This is a genomic window from Massilia sp. CCM 8734 (genome assembly GCF_011682155.1).
GTDB lineage: Bacteria > Pseudomonadota > Gammaproteobacteria > Burkholderiales > Burkholderiaceae_D > Telluria_A > Telluria_A rubra.
Genome location: NZ_WHJI01000009.1, coordinates 94,013 through 109,854, shown reverse-complemented (window position 1 = coordinate 109,854; position 15,842 = coordinate 94,013). Strand labels below are relative to the sequence as shown.

Sequence of the window (15,842 nt, the reverse complement as noted above, 5' to 3'; positions counted from 1 at the left end):
GTGCGACGACCTGGCCACCATGGCAATCCCCCGCCCCCGGTGTCAGGCCATCAGCGCGCGCAGGTTGGCGATGCGCTGTTGCAAGCGCTCGGCGATATGCCGGTGCGGGGCATGCGCGGCGACCTCGCGCTCGATCGCCACCAGCAGCGCCGTCGCGCCAGCGTGGTCGGGCGCCTCGCGCCGGATCAGCCACCACGCTTGCGTGATCTGGCAGTTGGCATGGTCGCTCCCCAGCTCATACCCCAGGCGCCACAAGGTCGGCGCCGACACGCCGGCGTAGCGCGCCATCATGCTCGCAGCCCAGTCGGCGGCAGCGCCAATCTGGCGGCGCTTGAGCGGCGCATCGTCGCACAGGCGCGCCATGGCGCTGAGAATATCGAGCTTGCGGCGCAGAGTCCCTTCGTGGTCCGACGCCGGCAGGCAGGGATACAGGCCGCCGCTGCTGCCGATGTGGCGTTCCACCGCAATCAAGGCCTCGTCCAATCTGTCGCGATAAATCAGGCTGTCGATCTCCCTGTGCGCACTGGACGCCGCCTGCCCGCCCACGGTGTTCCAGCGGATCAGGGTGGCCGGCAAGGCCGCCCGCAGTGCGGACAGGAAGGCGCATCCCGGTTCGCAGTAGCTGAACTGGATCGCTTCCAGCCAGGGCATGGCCGACAACACCCGCAAGGCCGATGGCGTCATCGCAGCGGCAATCTGCAAGTCCAGCGAGCGCAGTTGCGGCATGCGCGCCAGGCAGTCGGGCATCCGGCCTGCCATCTCGGGCGCAATGTGCAGGTGCTCCAGGGTCGGGCTGTACCAGCCTTCATGCGCGGCGGCGATACTGGCGCCATCCTTGATGTTCAGGCGGTTGGCAAAGCGCCGCAGCGCGGGAAAACCGCGTAGTGACACGTTGAACGCCCAATCCACATGCTCGTCGCTGCGGCTGAACGCATGGCCGATATCGAGTTCCTCCAGCGCCGCAAAGCCGCCATCGATGGCGGGAAACGCAGTCAGGTCGTTGCCGGCGACATGCAATACGCGCAGCTTCGGCAGGCGGGCCAGCCAGTCGGGCAGCGCCGCCAGGCCACAGTCGGACAGGTCGAGCACCTCGAGTTCGCGCAGTGCCGCGACGCAGTCGGGCACCCGGACGATCCGGTTACCGGCGAGACTGAGCCAGCTCGCGCCGGCAAAACGGGTAATCGACTCGGGTACGGTCTTGAGGTCGCATTTGGACAGGTCGAGCCTGAGGACCGGCCCGTCGATGGCTTGCAGGTCGAGTTGCGCGAGCCGGGCACGCCCGGCGCGGCTGACCGTGACGGGCGGCTGTTTGCCGATCTGCGCGGGCGGGAGCAGCACGCAACGACCTTCTTCCAGCGTTTGCCTGACCAGTTCATCGATCGGCCAGTTGGCCGAATCGAGCAAGTCGGGTAGCAGCATGCGGTTGATCGCTTCCCCTTCGAAATGTACCGGGATGGTCAGCCACCCGCGCGTGCAGGCCACATGCGCGCAGTCGACGGGGCCGGCGAACGTCATGTAAAAGTCGGCGCAGACGATGGCGTGGGCGCGCGTGCCGCCGCCCACGTCGAGCGAGCCGTGGTTGTAGAAGCCGTAGATGGTGCTGCCGACCGCCAGGTCGCCACCGATCCGGGTGGCGCCCCCGCCCAGGCTCAGGCTGCGCGCAGTGACGGTGCCGCCGACGATGAGCGACGGCGCCCAGTCACGGTCGCTGTCGCACAGGACCACGCCGGGCGCGTGCAGGTTGCCCGTGATGACAATCGCGCACAGGATTTTATCGTCCGCATGGTGCGCGGCCAGGTCGCCGCACAGTTCTGCCATCGTCAGCGGCCCGTCGGTCGCGCACGACCAGTCGCCGTCGACCAGGATGGCGACCATCTCGTCATCGTCCATGGAGTACGCGCCCAGCAGGGCCTTGAGGTCGTCGACCGGCCCAAGCACCGCTTGCACGGCCACGCCGGCCGGAACGATGCGCGGCACGGCGCCCGTCACGGCTGGCGCCCCGCAGGTGCCGCGCCAGGCGGCGCGCAGGCGAGCTTGAAATCGACATGAAAATGCTCGTCGTGGCGCACCCATGGCTTGCCCTTCATGAACGGGATGTGCGTTCGCAGCCACGGCCCGCGCGCGCTGGCCAGCAGCGCCGGCATGAAGCGCGGATCGACGATCACCAGCCCCAGCGCCGCGCCGTGCGCCCTGGCGGCCGCGTCGAGCTGGTACAGGTGCTCGGCGTAGGCGGCGAAGTCGATGCGGTAGTCCTGGTAGCGGCCATCGGCGTCGAATTCGATGTCGTAGCCGTAGTGGTTCCCGGCGCTGGCCGGCAGCGAGGCCGGCGCGCCGCTCGCATCGCGCACCGGCACGAAGAAGTCGGCCGACAGCCCGTTCTGGTGGGTCTTGTGCGGCGCGAACGGCCCGCCGTTGGCCATGCCGGTTTCGCCGTACACATACCTGGCGGCCGGCGTTGCCGCGTGCGCGCCCATGTACGCGTCCAGGATGATGCGCGCCACCGTCGCATGCACATGGGTGCGGCCGGCGGCAATCGCCTGTGCGCTGTAGGCGGAAAAATTCGGCCCCGATACCGGCAGTTTGACACCCCCTTCGAGCCGCCCCTTGCTCACGCTGCCGAAGCACTGGCTGGCCGGCGCGGCGTGCGCACTCAAGGCGCCCAAGCCAAAGGCCAGCATCGCGATGGCGCGTGCCGGCCCGGAAAATACAGCAAGAGATTGACGCAACATGGTGCCAAGCCGGGCGCGCGGGACGCCGGCAGTGTCGTTAAAAGAGAACCATTCTTGCGCATCGCGCGTGCTTGCGCAAGGCGACTGTCATGAGCAGGTCATTTTGCGATGCAAGAATGCGCGCTTCCCCACCCCGCCCGGCCAGGTGCCGGTCCACCGGAGTCGATGCATGAGAATCACACCTTCCGTTCGCCCGTCCCTTGGCCTGGCCGCCGCCTCGCTGTTGCTGCTGGCCGCTTGCAGCAGCGACGACGAACCTGCCGCCGCGCCGGCTCCCGCCCCGATCGCGCCGCCAGTGGCGGCGCCGGCCGCGACGCCCAGTGTCGCCTTCATGACGGATGTGCATTTCGAAGACGTGTACGGCGACTTCAAGAGCGCGCAGTTCAGCGGCATTCCTACCAAGGACGGCAAGAACGCCACCATCCGCACCATGTACGCGCAGCTCACCTCGACGCGCCTGTTCAACGAAAACTACTTCGCCTTCCGCGCAGCTCTTGACGACGCGTTCGCCAGGGGCATCCGCCTGGTCGCGCTGCCGGGCGACTATTCGGACGATGCGCAGCCGATCAACATCAACGGCATCAGCGCCATCCTGCACGAGTACCAGGCCAAGGGCATGCGCTTCTTTATCGCTCCGGGCAATCACGACCCCAACGAGCCGTACGACGATGACGAAGCCGGCAAGAGCGATTTTTTGACCAGGGACGGCAAGGAGCAGAAGGTGTTCGCCAGCGGGAACGCGGCCTGCAAGGCCAAGGACCCGACCGTCGTCTGCACCAACGAACTGCTGGAGATGGGCTATGAAAAGTTGATCGCCAAGCTGTCCGGTTTTGGCTACATGCCGAACAAGGCCGACCTGCACTGGGAAACCCCGTTCAGCAATTACCCGGGCGGCAAATACAGCTACGCCGAAGCGATGGCCAGCGGCGACGTGCGCAACCGCCAGTTCGAAATGTGCGCCGAGGGCGAAGGCGGCATGTACCGGGCCGACGGCGAAAAGCCCTCGGCAAGCCTTACACGAAGTGCAGCGACATCATCGATTCGAGCTACCTGGTCGAGCCGGTCAAGGGCTTGTGGCTGCTGTCGATCGATGCCAACGTGTTTATCCCGAACGCCTCGTTCGACCCGGCCAAGCCGAAGGCGTTCAAGGGTTTCGATGGCGCCGGCAACGCGGGCTGGAACAAGGTCCTCACGCACAAGCGGCACCAGATGGCGTGGATCAAGTCGGTCACCGCGCGCGCCAGGGCGGAAGGCAAGCAATTGATGGCGTTCTCGCACTATCCGACCATGGATTTCTACGCCAACCAGACCGACGCCATGAAGGCCGTATTCAAGCCGGGCGCGTTCCAGACGGCGCGCGTGCCGGCGGCGGCCACCACGGCGGCACTGGCGGCCACCGGCCTGCGGCTGCATGTGGGCGGTCACATGCACTTTAACGGCACCAACGACTATCAGGATGCGGCGGGTAATTTCCTGGTCAATGTGCAGTCGCCGTCGCTGGCCGTGTACGGCGCCTCGTACAAGGTGGTCACCTACAAGGATGCCGACACGGTCGACGTGAGCACCGTGGCCCTGACCAACGTGCCGCGCTTTAACGAGCTCTTTGCGCTGTACGAGAGCGAGTACGCCTTCCTGCAAGGCAGCGGCGCCGAGGCCGATATCAAGAAGCGCTGGAACCACGCCATCCTCGATACCAGGTCGTACGGCGAATTTACGCGCTACTATTTCGGCGAGTTGTCGCGCCTGCGCTTCATGGATGAATACTGGCCGTGCGAGATGAAGGAAGCGGCGACCAGCCTGAACGCGAAGCAGATGCTGATTCTGTCGCAGTTAGACACCAGGGTCACGCTGGCGCAGCTCAAGGACGCGCCGGGCATCGTGCCGCTCACCGCATCATGCGCGGCCAAGGGGACGGTGGCCGGCACGCCGGCACCGGCCGTGCAACTGGCCACCGACTGGGCCGACGCCACCATCCGCGCCGGCAAGCTGGCGGCAGCGGCGGGCCTGAAACTGGACGACTTTGCCAACGTCACCGCCTACGACTTCCATGGCGACTTCCACCGCACCGTGTATGCGGGCGAACTGGCCCTGCGCGACATGGGCGCGGAGCGGGTGCGCATGTACAAGGTGTTGATGGCGGCGTTTCCGGCCAAGCCGGCGGCGCCGGTCAGGGTGGGCGCCCAGCCGTCGGACCAGAACCCGGTCCACGTGCTGTTCCAGGACCAGTTCAAGCAGGTGTTCTCGATCTTCAAGGGACTCGGCTCGGCCAAGCCGAGCGATCACTTTACGGTGGACCTGAAGGCGAAAACGGTCACCAACGCCAATCCCGGCGGCTTGAGCTTTAACTGAAGTCCCGCCCTGGCTCGCGACACTCAGGACACTAAGCAGTGCTGAGTGTACCGCCGCACCCACACAGATGCTAGCGTGGACCTTGCGCCAAGCGGGCGCTCTTTCCAGGGAGCTTCAATGTACATCGTCCAATCCTTGCGTGCGCGCACGTTGCACTAATCCCGTGAGCAAGAAAACCGAGCCAAAAGCCATGTATTGCCAGCCGCACGAAGATGTGGTCGTCTGCGGCGGTGCCTACCTGAAATAGGCGGCCCGACTACTGCGGCCTGGCTCGATTGAATCAACCAGAAGGTGTGCGTCTGCACAAAGGTCCCCTGTCCCAGCGGCCTACCCTGAGAGTGCGCATCAACGCCCTGAGCGACCGATTGGTCGCCAGAAACGTCTGCGCGAGGTAGCCGTAAGCAGTATTCATAGCGGGACTTTTAAGGGGCATTACCATGAATTTATCAGTCAAACAGTATGCAAGCACGCTGGCAGTGTGCGGGGCGCTTTTTTGCGCGGCAGGTGCGGCCCAGACCAATCCACAACAGTCCTACGGACCTCAGTTCTCCGGCAAAGTCACATCGGCAATCGATCCCAAAACCGGCGACGTGAAAATTTGCTTCAAAGAAACCGGCCTGAAAAAGGACACGAAGGTCAGCTATGTGGCAAAAGGGACGGTCACGGCCTCGTACGCCTGCCGTAACCCCGCCGGCAAATGCCCACCGGGCCAGGATACGGTCATCAAGGAAACCGTTACCGCCTCGGCCAGCTACCAAGCCGACAAGTACGGTACGGTGTCGGCCTGCATTACGCTGAAAGTGCCAAAAGTTAAACACAACCCATGCCCGGGTCCGATGACACTGGTGCTGGAAAGCGTGCGCTGGACAGACCTGAGCATCACCGACGTGACCAATAAGCTCACAGCGGCCGCGTATCCGGCGAAGCAGTCGGTCAACTTCGGCTCCTGCCCTGGCGGTAAGTAAGGGTTTGCGGCGTCTCGCCTGCCGCGCCGAACAGGTCGCGGTAGTGGCGGTACCAGTTGCTCTGGAACCGCTGCTGCGGGTCGAGACGCCTTTTCCATTCCAAGAATTCGCCGAAAGCCGGATGGCAGGCCTGCACCTGGCGCAGGCTGGCCGCTGCCGCATAGGTCAGGTAATAGCTGCCGCCGCGCGCCATGGCCAGGTCGATCAGGCGCCGGAAGGTCTCGTTGGTCGCCTCGATGGCGTGCGCCGTATGCGCCGTGTGCAGGTTGAAGATGACGCAGGCGTAGTCTTGGCGCGCCCAAGGCAGGAAGCTTTCGCGGTCCGCTTCGATCAGGCGGATGGTACCGTAGATCAGGTCCACGCCATGCTGGCGAAAGTCGGCCGCGGCCTCGCGCATGAAGTCGCACAGGCGCTCGCGCGGCACGTACAGCTCACCGATCATCTCCGAACCGCAGTGTCCCAGCTTGCGGTCGATGGCGCGGTGGTAGCCGTCCGGGTAGGTGCTTTGCTGGAGCCGATCGCTCCAGGCCACCTGGCCGTCGGTGGACAGGTAGTGCGCGGCGTACTGCGCGAAGGCGTCCGTCTTGTGGGTGTGGGCTAGTTCCAGCAGGGCGCGCCAGTCCTGTTCCGACAGGTCCTTGCCGGCCGCGCCGAGCGGCGTCGCATCGTCCACCGGCAGGTAGCACGAGAACACGCCGCGCTGCATGAAGTCGCTGCTGGCCGGGTCGATTGCGAACTGAAAATCGCCGTAGACGTAGCCGGCGTCGATGCGCTGCCCGAAGGCGGCCGGCAAGTCATCGAGACCGATCACGCTCACGTCCCTTCGCATCTTGCGCCGTGGCGCCAGGCGCAGGGTGACGCTGGCGATTACGCCGAACAGGCCATAGCCGCCAATGGCCAGGTTGAACAACAAGGGGTGGCGCTGGCGGCTGCAATGATGCAGCGTGCCTTGGGCGTCGACCAGCTTGAACGCTTCGACGTCGGCGATGAAGGGCGCCATGCGCAGGCCGCGTCCATGCACGTTGGCCGACAGGCAGCCGCCCAGGGTGAGCGCGTCGGCGCCGGTCTGCTTCTGGCGGATGCTCCAGCCGTGGGCTTTTCCTTGTGGCGCCGCGTGCAGATAGTCGATCAAGGCCGGCCACTGCATGCCGCCCTCCACTTCGATCAGGCCGTTGACGTCGTCGAAGTCGAGCACGCGGTTCATGTGGCGCATGTCGAGCAGCAGGGCCGCTTCGCCGAACTGCTGCCCTCCCATCGCATGGCGCGCGCCGCAAATGGCCACCGGCAGATTGTGCTCGGCGGCGTGGGCGATTGCCGCGCTGATGCCGGCCACGTTGCGCGGAGCGATAATATCCGCCACGCGGGTGGCGTTCAGGCCGGAATGGACATCGTTCACTAATGGGAAGTCGTTGGAATGGTTCATGGCGGGTTCTCAGGGAAGGCGACCGAATGATTATTGCAGCGGGGAGCACGCAGGCCAACCGCTTCCGTTCGGGTGCCGCCCGACGCTACCAAAGGTAGCGCCGCGTTGGCGCCGCGTACAATGAAGGCACGTGTGTTGGACTTTTTGGAGCCGCCCATTCAATCGAGCAAACTCTCCCGCGAAGCATTCGCCATCGCCCTCCGGCACGGGCGCGGCTCCGTCGTGATGCACTTGCGCGCGCACGGGATGGACGATGTCGAGGACCTGGTGCTGGCGGCCTGCCTCGAAGAACAATGCATCGAGAGCCAGTGCGAGGGCAGCCGCGCCCCGTGGATGTACAGCCTGTTCAAGGGCACGCCGGCTTACCCGCGCTTCGTGGACGCGATCGTGGCGGCAGTCCCCCACAGCCTGCGTAATACCGATGGCGACCACCTGCGCGCACTGGCAGGACTGATGGCCCGCGATGGCGACGCGCAGGCTGCGGACGCACTGCGCAGCTTCGTCTGGGCGCAGGACTTCTCCGGACCGGACATTATCGGCGCCGCGGATCTCACCGCAATCGACGGCATGCCTGCCGTGGTCGAAATGGTACGGCGCCTCGGAACGGTTATCCAGCTAGACGCCGATGTGTGTGTCGAGTTGCTTGGATTCCTGATTGACAACTCCCTCGTCTTCGATACCGTGATGGCCCAACTAAAAGGGCTTGCGGTCGGCGACGAGGCAATCGCGGCCTACGTCGCCGAGCAAGAGCGCGACTACGCGCGATTCGCCCGGTCCGATTACGCGCATGCGGCGCGGGTTGCGGGTAAGCCGAAACGCGTTCAGAGATTCATGCGCAGAAACCCGGTCGAGGTCATCCTGGCGGCAGCCTCCTGCAAGTCGAGCGACCATTACCAGTTCCAGGAGTTCGGCCGGCGGGCAAGCAAGGAGGACCTGGACCGCGTGCTCGACCATCTGCGTGTCGAAAGCGACCCGCAAGCATGCGAGAACTTACTGCACGTATTCTCCAGCGGGACACTGACCTGCCTCGACGACCGTGTCTGGGAACTCGCCAACCACAACTCGCCCGGCGTACGCCAAGCGGCGAAAACGGCAATGTATTGCCTTAGCGATCCCCGCCTGCGCGAACTGGCGCGGCAACGCGTTGGCGATCCTGCATTTTCGTGCAAATCTGCGCACGAGCTCCAACGATTCGACCTAAATTTCGAGCCAGGCGATGAAACGCTGATCCTGGGCGCGCTGGAACGCCAGTCGGTCGACGGGGAAGATGCATACAACCTTTGCTACTACGCCGTGCAGCTGTGCACCGAGGCCAGGTCGCCAGCGCTGGCCGGGGTGGCGCTATGGGTTTACCGTACCAGTCCTTGCACCATTTGCCGCCGCCATGCCGTCGAGATGCTGCTGGAATGGGACTGCCTGCCCGCGCACATCGCGACCGAATGCCGCTACGACGCCTCGGACGAACTGCGCGCGCTGATGCACAAGGCATTCTGACACCCGCCTTGCCGGCAGCCGCGCGTGGCTTACAATGCACGCTTTCCTGTTGAACTTTTGGAGTGAACCATTCAATCGACCGAACTCGCGCGCGAGGCATTCGCCATCGCCCTACGGCACGGGCGCGGCGCCGTCGTGATGCACTTGCGCGAGCACGGCATGGACGGCGTAGAAGACCTGGTACTGGCCGCCTGCCTCGAAGACCAGTGCTTCGACCGTCAGTGCGAGGGCAGCCGCGCCGACTGGATGTACAGCCTGTTCAAAGGCACGTCGGCATACCCCCGGTTCGTCGATCCGATCCTGGCGGCGCTGGCCAACAGCGCGGATGACCGCGATGGCGACCAACTGCGCGAACTGGCCAGCCTGATGGGCCGCAATGGCGACCTTCAGGCCGCATCCGCCTTGCGCAACTTCGTCTGGGCGCAAACCTTTTCCGCCGCCACCGTTCTCGGCGCCACTGACATCTGCGCCCTCGACGGCATTCCCGCCGTGCTCGAGATGGCGCGGCTCCTTGGAAGGGTCGTCCAGCAAGACCCCGATGCCTGGGTCGATACGGTCGATCGTTTGATTGACCACATGATCTCCTTCGACACCGTGTTCGCTGAACTGAAACGGGTGGCGGCTGGCGACGAGGCAGTCGCCGCCTACGTCGCCAGGGAGGAAGCACGGATCGCTAGCGACGCCGTGCACGACCGGTCGCACGAAAGCCAGGCTGCGCGCGACAAGCGACGCGGCGAGGAGTTCATGGTGAGAAACCCGTGCGACACCATCCTGGCCGCCGCTACCCGCAAGTCGGCCGGACGCGGGCTTTTTCTGCTGTTCGGCCGCTGGGCAGGCGAGGAAGACTTGATCCGCATCCTCGACCATCTGCGTGTTGAACCCGATCCCAAGGTTTCTGAAAAGCTGTTGTGGATATTCAGACGGGCGACGCTACCGTACCTCGACGAACACGTATGGGAACTAGCCAGCCACAGTGCAACCAAGGTGCGCAACGCGGCTGTCATGGCGCTGTCGAACCTCAGCGACCCGCGCGTGTACGCACTGGGTCGCGAACGTCTCGGCGATCCGCTGTTTTCGAGCGAATTTTCCGAGGAACTCGAGCTATTCAAGAACAATTTTCAGCCAGGCGATGAAACGCTGATCCTGGCCGCCCTGGAACGCCAGTCGGTCGACGGCGACGAAGCGCATGCCCTCGGAAGCAGCGCGGTCGACCTCTGCACCAGCGCCAGGTCGCCAGCGCTGGCTGGGGTGGCGCAATGGGTCTATCGCACCAACCCATGCAGCATTTGTCGCCGCCAGGCCGTCGAGATGCTGATGGAATGGGGCTGCCTGCCCGCCCACATCGCGGCCGAGTGCCGCTACGACGCATCGGAAAAGCTGCGCGCGCTGGTCGGCGCAACTCCTTGATGCCCGCGGCCTAAAGGAGGCCGCTCCCTCGCAGATCCCGCTGTGCCACGCGAGCCAACCATGCGCCCGCCGCCGCCAGAACGAGGCCGCTGATGCCCAGCACGATCGCACCATTGTTGGGCCACCAGGTTGCAGCCGATATGAGCAAACTATAAAACGCGCTGGTGAACACCATCTGCAGGCGCCCGCGCCAGCGCCCCATAACGAGCATCATTGCGCCGATATACATGTTGATGCATCCGATCACCGTGGTCACCAAAAAGAGGCATGACACAATGCTCTTGCCCGCCAGCGTAACGTAGTAGGTGGGATTGAGCACCAAAGCCACCAGGACCAACAGCAAGTGGACCGCGAAGAACGCCGCGAGCGCATACGACAAGCCGCGCAGGCGCGTATTAACCCGCCGCGCCGGTAGCGGCGCAAGGGGCGCGTAAGGATTGTCCGGTGTCGTCATCATCGCTCGTTTTCATAGTCTTGTCCAAACGCCGAGTATGCGGGCAAACAGCGCCCCTGTACATACCGGCCTGCGCCTTCAAACCGGCAGGCCGACCCACACCGCCGATGTCAGCTTCGGCGCTTGAACCGGCATACAATCATCATCCTCTGCGTCATGGTCGAAGAACCGGATAATGTTACTTAATCAAGCGCTTGTGCGCCTCTTGGCACGACTGTCCATGCTTTCACTTGCCGGACTGCTGAGCGCGTGCGCCGGCGTCGATCCGGGCCGGCGCTTGCAGCAGGCAGACGCGTTGGCCGCTGCGGCGCGCTGGCAACGCCACTCCGTCCAGGCGGGCGATTTCGCCCTCACCGTCTACCGCCCTGCGTCACCGGCGGCGACAACGCTGACCGTGTACCTGGAAGGCGACGGCCTGGCGTGGCTGAGCGCCACCGCCGCCTCGCCCGATCCCACGCCCGTCCATCCGGTGGCGCTGCAACTGGCGCTGCGCCATCCGCATGGCGCGGTGGCGTATCTGGCGCGGCCATGCCAGTTCCAGGGGACTACCCTGCCCGCAGCCTGCCGCAGCGCGCTGTGGACCGATGCGCGCTACGGCCCCGAGGTAATCGACAGCATGAACGGCGCGCTCGACCAGTTGATGCGGCACGCCGGCGCGCGACGCCTGGTGTTGGTGGGCTACTCCGGCGGCGGCGCCGTGGCCGCGCTGCTGGCCGCGCGTCGCGCCGACGTGGCCTTGCTGCTGACGGTCGCCGCCAATCTCGATACCGTGGAATGGGCGCGCCTGCAGCACCTGTCGCCGCTGACCGCCTCCTTCAATCCCGCCGACCACGCCGCGCGGCTGGCACGCGTGCCGCAGCAGCACTGGGTGGGCGCCGGTGACGATGTGGTGCCGCCGGCCGTGCTGGCGGCGTACGCGGCGCGCTTCCCGGCTTCGGCGCGCCCGCCTGTCACGGTAGTTGCGGGCTTTGGCCACTCCTGCTGCTGGCAAGCCCACTGGGCGGACATGGTGACGCCGTTTCTGCCGCCCGCCGAATGACGCTGCGCTCTTTTTACCTTACGGGATACCACCTCATTGAACACCACCAAACTGCAATTCAAGGCGACGCTTGCCGCGCGGCTCGGCGAACCGGGTTCCGATATCGCGCTGCTCAAGCCACTCAAGAACGGTATCAAGATGCTGGACAAAGACACGAAACAGCACCTCGGCGAGCTGACATTCGACTACCTGCGCAACGCCGGCGGCGTGTATGTGGCCTGCGAGATCACCGGCGGCGTCGTGCACGAGGTGCTGGCCGGCCTGGCACTGCCGTACGCCAGCAATCTGCTCAATTGCGCCACCATGAGCTTCAATTCATTGTCGGAGGAACGCAAGGAATTCAGTCCCGATATCGGCGGCGTGGTGCGGGTGCACGACGGCATGGATATCGACAGGACCTGTGGCGAAATCATCGAGCGCCTGGCCAAATGGCATATTCCCAAGATGGAGCGCCTGCTCGCCATCAGCGACGGTTTGATCGAGGACGTTCTCGCCTATCCGGATCATTACGCGTATCCGCTGCCGGTCATCGCCATTTGCCTGATCCGGAACGGCTGCCAGGATATCGATGTCGCACTGGCACCATACGCGCGCAACAAGCGCATTACACGCCACCGTCACCTGGACTTTCTGGCGGCGCTAAAAGAACATCCGCTGCTGGCCCCAAGGACATAGCGAATCAAGGCTTACGCGGCCTTTTGCATGGCAAGCAGATAACCCACGCCCATGAACCGGTGCAGGCGAAAGCGCTGGGTCAGCGGGTTGTAGCCCAAGCCGCGCTGGTCGGCCAGCACCAGGCCGGCGTTGCGCGCCATGCCGGTCAGTTCCGCCGGCTTGATCAGGCGGCTGTATTGATGCGTTCCAACCGGCAGGATGCGCAGCACATATTCCACGCCGACGATCGCCATCAGATAACTGAGCGGGTTGCGGTTGATCGTCGAAAAAAACACCCAGCCACCCGGCTTGACCAGCGCCGCGCAGGCCTCGATCACCGCCGCCGGTTGCGGCACGTGCTCCAGCATCTCCATGCACGTGATCACGTCGTACTGCGCCGCGTGCCCGTCCGCCCATGCCTCGGCGCTGCTGTAGGCGTAGTTCACATCGACCTGCTGGCCCTGCGCATGCCAGCGCGCGATCTGCAAAGGCTTCTCGGCCAGGTCGATGCCGGTGACACTGGCGCTGCGGCGCGCCATCGATTCGGCCAGGATGCCGCCGCCGCAGCCGACATCGAGCACCTGCCTGCCGGCCAGGGAGCACAGCGAATCGATCCATTCCAGCCGGTGCGGGTTGATGCGGTGCAGCGGCTTGAACTCGGACTGCTCGTCCCACCAGCGCGTGGCGAGATTGTTGAAGCGCTCCAGTTCGGCCGGGTCGGCGTTCGGGTGAAGCCCGGAAGTCGGTGTGTGCATGGTCGTGCTCCATAAAGTGATCTTAATGAGGGATTACCAGTTGCCGCGCCAGCGGTTCCAGCGATACAGCAGGCGCGCGAGAACCTTGTACAGCGGCCCTGCCAGCCAGTGCATCGAGCGCACCAGGCGCGCCAGCGGCCGCTGCCCCGGCGTGGCCGCCCACAGCGCGGCAAAGGCCTGGTCGCCGACCAGCATGCGCCCGCTGGCGTCTCGCACATGCAGGCGCTCACGCAGCGCTTCGATATCGATGCCCAGCTGCGCGGCCAGTTCGGGTTCGGCATGCACATCGCGCCACTCGATGGCGCAGCCCTGCATGCGGTCACGCTGGCCCCGTATGCCTGCATCGCACACCGGACAGGCGCTGTTGTAGTAAACGACAGCCTCGGTGGCCGCTGGCTCGGGAGTTGGCATGGCGTTCTCGCAATCGGAAAGTGGGTCGGTACGGCCATTATGCACTATATTTAGCTAACTAGCTAATTATCTAATTAGGAAAGCATGGTGTATCATGGCGTTTTATCGTCCACCAGGCGCACCGCACATCATGGATCAAATCTTCGCCGCCCTGGCCTCGACCCCACGCCGCAAAATCCTGGCCTACCTGTCCGAAACGGAGCTGTCGGCCGGCGAGATCGCGACGCGCTTCGAGATGACCAAGCCATCGTTGTCGAAACACCTGCGCATCCTCGAATCGGCGGGCCTGATCGCCAGCGACAAGCGCGGGCAATTCGTGTTCTACCGCCTGCAGGGCGACAACCTGGCCAATACGCTGGCCTCGTTCATGCAGGCGGTGTGCCCGGTCTCGCAAGAGCTCAAGCAGGAAAGCCGCGCGCTGGCGCGCAAGAAGGCGCCCAAGGAGTAAACCTTCCGCGATCAGCCGCTATGCGATTGACGCCGTTGCCATTACAATCACAGCACATCTCCGGATTGGTCCGGCATTTGCCAAGTGAATCTCAATGAGCGACGAACTGGTACGCGCAACGACAAGCCTGTGTTCGACCTGCAAACGCAGCGTCGACGCCACCATCTGGCGCAGCGAGGGCCGCGTGGTCATGCGCAAGCGCTGCCCGCAGCACGGCTCGGAAGAAGTCATCGTCTCTTCCAACGCCCCCTGGTACGACGCCATGATGAACGAGGCGCCGGTGCTCACGCCGCCCACGGACGCCGCGCCGGCCAGCCAGGGCTGCCCGTTCGACTGCGGCCCCTGCACCAGCCACGAACAGCAGGTCCTGCTGCCGATCGTGCCGATCACCTCGGCCTGCAATCTCGATTGCCCGATCTGCTACACGCATAACCGCAACGAAGGCGCCTTCCACATGTCGCAGGACCAGCTGCGCGCCATCCTCGGGCACATGCGGCGGGCTGACCCGAGCAACCGCATGATCAACCTGACCGGGGGCGAACCGACCCAGCATCCCGACTTCGAGCGGCTGGTGGAACTGTGCCACGCCGAAGGCATCAACCGCATCACCATCTCCACCCACGGCCTGCGTTTTCTCAAGGATGAATGGCTGCTCGAACGGCTGGCCGCGCTGGACGCGCGCATCGTGCTGTCGTTCGACTCGTTCACGCCGGGGACGAATATCGACATGTTGGGCGGGAATTTCTACCAGGCGAAGATGCGGGTGCTGGCCCTGCTCGAAAAATACAAGGTCGACACCACCCTGCTGCCGGTGCTGGCACGCGGCAGCAACGACCATGAAGTGGGTGCGTTTGTAAAGCTGGCGCTGGAAAAAGACTTCATCCGCAGCGTCGAACTGCACACGATGACCTTCACCGGCCAGGGCGGCTCGCGCTTCGACCGGCGCGGCCGCTACACCACCTACGACGTGCTGGCCGACCTGGAACAGCAGACCGGCGGCGCGCTGCGCATCAGCGACTTCGTGCCATCCCCATCGAGCCATCCGATGTGCTACCTGATCACCTACATGCTGCGCCTGGACGACGGCCGCTGGCTGCCGTTCACCCGCTTCATGGAACGCGCCGACCTGCGCGCGCTGCTGACCGGCACGCTGTACCTGGAACCGACCCCGCAGGTGGAACTGCGCCTGCAGGACGTCATCACGCGCCTGTGGGCCGGCGAAATGGAAAGCCCCGACAGCGACATGATCCTCTCTACCCTCAAGGGCCTGCTGGCGCGTATGTTCGCGCCCGGGCTGTCGACCGAACAGCGCATGCGCATCGGCGAACAGAGTTCGAAAGCGATCTACGTGCACTCGCACATGGACGAAGAAACCTTCGATACCGACCGCATACGCCAGTGCTGCGTGGGCATCCGCGAGCCGGACGGGCGCAACGTGCCTTCCTGCGCCTACAACATCCTGTACCGCGACCGCGACACGCGCTTTTCGGTGGCGCCCGGCGCCCCGGTGGCCACCCTGGGCAGCGGCCGGCTGAGCGTCGCATGAACGACCAGCAGGACATCTTGCGCGCGCTCGACCTGCCGGAAGAAGCCATTCCCCTGTTCCTCGCGCACGTCGCGCAGTTCTGCCGGGACCACGGCGGCCAGCGCCGGTATGGCGAGCTGCTTGCCCTGCTGGCGCGCTACCAGGCGGCAGTGGACAAGTGAGATACAA

Annotated in this window: 15 protein-coding genes; 9 read left to right on the top strand and 6 right to left on the bottom strand. The window is 64.8% G+C overall.

The genetic code is table 11. The annotated features are described in order from the left end of the window. Window positions 1-42 precede the first annotated feature (42 nt). Together F2P46_RS10835 and F2P46_RS10830 are read right to left on the bottom strand one after the other, a co-directional pair. Window positions 43-1,989: a leucine-rich repeat domain-containing protein gene (locus tag F2P46_RS10835; protein ID WP_166888760.1), complete on the bottom strand. Its 1,947-nt coding sequence runs from the start codon at window positions 1,987-1,989 to the stop codon at window positions 43-45. Beyond that, entirely contained in the window at window positions 1,986-2,729 is a 744-nt protein-coding gene (locus F2P46_RS10830) for a penicillin-insensitive murein endopeptidase (RefSeq protein ID WP_229509222.1), read from the bottom strand. Before F2P46_RS10830 ends, F2P46_RS10835 begins: the two co-directional genes overlap by 4 nt. A gap of 169 nt (window positions 2,730-2,898) precedes the next feature. On the opposite strand from F2P46_RS10830, the gene F2P46_RS37610 reads away from it, so the two are divergent. Together F2P46_RS37610 and F2P46_RS10820 are read left to right on the top strand one after the other, a co-directional pair. Further along, entirely contained in the window at window positions 2,899-3,993 is a 1,095-nt protein-coding gene (locus F2P46_RS37610) for a metallophosphoesterase (protein WP_229509221.1), read from the top strand. A 1,522-nt stretch (window positions 3,994-5,515) separates the two neighbouring features. Beyond that, window positions 5,516-6,043 (top strand): hypothetical protein, encoded by a 528-nt coding sequence (locus F2P46_RS10820; RefSeq protein ID WP_166888758.1) that lies wholly within the window; start codon window positions 5,516-5,518, stop codon window positions 6,041-6,043. Here F2P46_RS10820 and F2P46_RS10815 read toward each other — a convergent pair. Continuing rightward, window positions 6,012-7,466 carry an FAD-binding oxidoreductase gene (locus F2P46_RS10815; RefSeq protein ID WP_166888755.1) on the bottom strand — a complete coding sequence of 485 codons (1,455 nt, stop codon included), beginning with the start codon at window positions 7,464-7,466 and terminating at the stop codon, window positions 6,012-6,014. The two genes, F2P46_RS10820 and F2P46_RS10815, sit on opposite strands and share 32 nt — an antisense overlap. Before the next feature lie 120 nt (window positions 7,467-7,586). On the opposite strand from F2P46_RS10815, the gene F2P46_RS10810 reads away from it, so the two are divergent. Together F2P46_RS10810 and F2P46_RS10805 are read left to right on the top strand one after the other, a co-directional pair. Further along, window positions 7,587-8,960, top strand: a complete 1,374-nt coding sequence (locus F2P46_RS10810) for a hypothetical protein (RefSeq protein WP_166888753.1) — start codon at window positions 7,587-7,589, stop codon at window positions 8,958-8,960. A gap of 159 nt (window positions 8,961-9,119) precedes the next feature. Further along, window positions 9,120-10,367, top strand: a complete 1,248-nt coding sequence (locus F2P46_RS10805; protein WP_166888750.1) for a hypothetical protein — start codon at window positions 9,120-9,122, stop codon at window positions 10,365-10,367. 10 nt (window positions 10,368-10,377) lie between these two features. Here the strand turns inward: F2P46_RS10805 and F2P46_RS10800 are convergent, their stop codons facing one another. Then, window positions 10,378-10,824, bottom strand: coding sequence for a hypothetical protein (locus F2P46_RS10800; protein ID WP_166888748.1), 447 nt, complete (start codon window positions 10,822-10,824; stop codon window positions 10,378-10,380). Window positions 10,825-11,041: 217 nt separating this feature from the next. Here F2P46_RS10800 and F2P46_RS10795 point away from each other — a divergent pair, with 217 nt between their 5' ends. Beyond that, complete coding sequence (locus tag F2P46_RS10795; RefSeq protein WP_166888745.1) at window positions 11,042-11,860, top strand: alpha/beta hydrolase; 819 nt, start codon at window positions 11,042-11,044, stop codon at window positions 11,858-11,860. Between the two features lie 36 nt (window positions 11,861-11,896). Further along, window positions 11,897-12,535: a hypothetical protein gene (locus tag F2P46_RS10790; protein WP_166888742.1), complete on the top strand. Its 639-nt coding sequence runs from the start codon at window positions 11,897-11,899 to the stop codon at window positions 12,533-12,535. 11 nt (window positions 12,536-12,546) lie between these two features. On the opposite strand, the gene ubiG is transcribed toward F2P46_RS10790, so the two are convergent. After that, the gene (ubiG, locus tag F2P46_RS10785; protein ID WP_166888739.1) at window positions 12,547-13,269 is read right to left on the bottom strand and encodes a bifunctional 2-polyprenyl-6-hydroxyphenol methylase/3-demethylubiquinol 3-O-methyltransferase UbiG; all 723 of its coding nucleotides are present in this window, start codon (window positions 13,267-13,269) and stop codon (window positions 12,547-12,549) included. Between the two features lie 33 nt (window positions 13,270-13,302). Continuing rightward, on the bottom strand, window positions 13,303-13,680 hold the full coding sequence (locus F2P46_RS10780; protein WP_166888736.1) for a DUF393 domain-containing protein: 378 nt from the start codon (window positions 13,678-13,680) through the stop codon (window positions 13,303-13,305). Between the two features lie 130 nt (window positions 13,681-13,810). On the opposite strand from F2P46_RS10780, the gene F2P46_RS10775 reads away from it, so the two are divergent. The 3 genes from F2P46_RS10775 (at window position 13,811) to F2P46_RS10765 (ending at window position 15,835) form a co-directional block, all read left to right on the top strand. Then, the gene (locus tag F2P46_RS10775; protein ID WP_166888733.1) at window positions 13,811-14,128 is read left to right on the top strand and encodes a metalloregulator ArsR/SmtB family transcription factor; all 318 of its coding nucleotides are present in this window, start codon (window positions 13,811-13,813) and stop codon (window positions 14,126-14,128) included. Window positions 14,129-14,222: 94 nt separating this feature from the next. Further along, the gene (locus F2P46_RS10770) at window positions 14,223-15,674 is read left to right on the top strand and encodes a radical SAM protein (RefSeq protein ID WP_166888730.1); all 1,452 of its coding nucleotides are present in this window, start codon (window positions 14,223-14,225) and stop codon (window positions 15,672-15,674) included. Beyond that, the gene (locus tag F2P46_RS10765; protein ID WP_166888727.1) at window positions 15,671-15,835 is read left to right on the top strand and encodes a hypothetical protein; all 165 of its coding nucleotides are present in this window, start codon (window positions 15,671-15,673) and stop codon (window positions 15,833-15,835) included. The genes F2P46_RS10770 and F2P46_RS10765 overlap by 4 nt, the downstream gene beginning before the upstream one ends. Window positions 15,836-15,842: the final 7 nt, after the last annotated feature.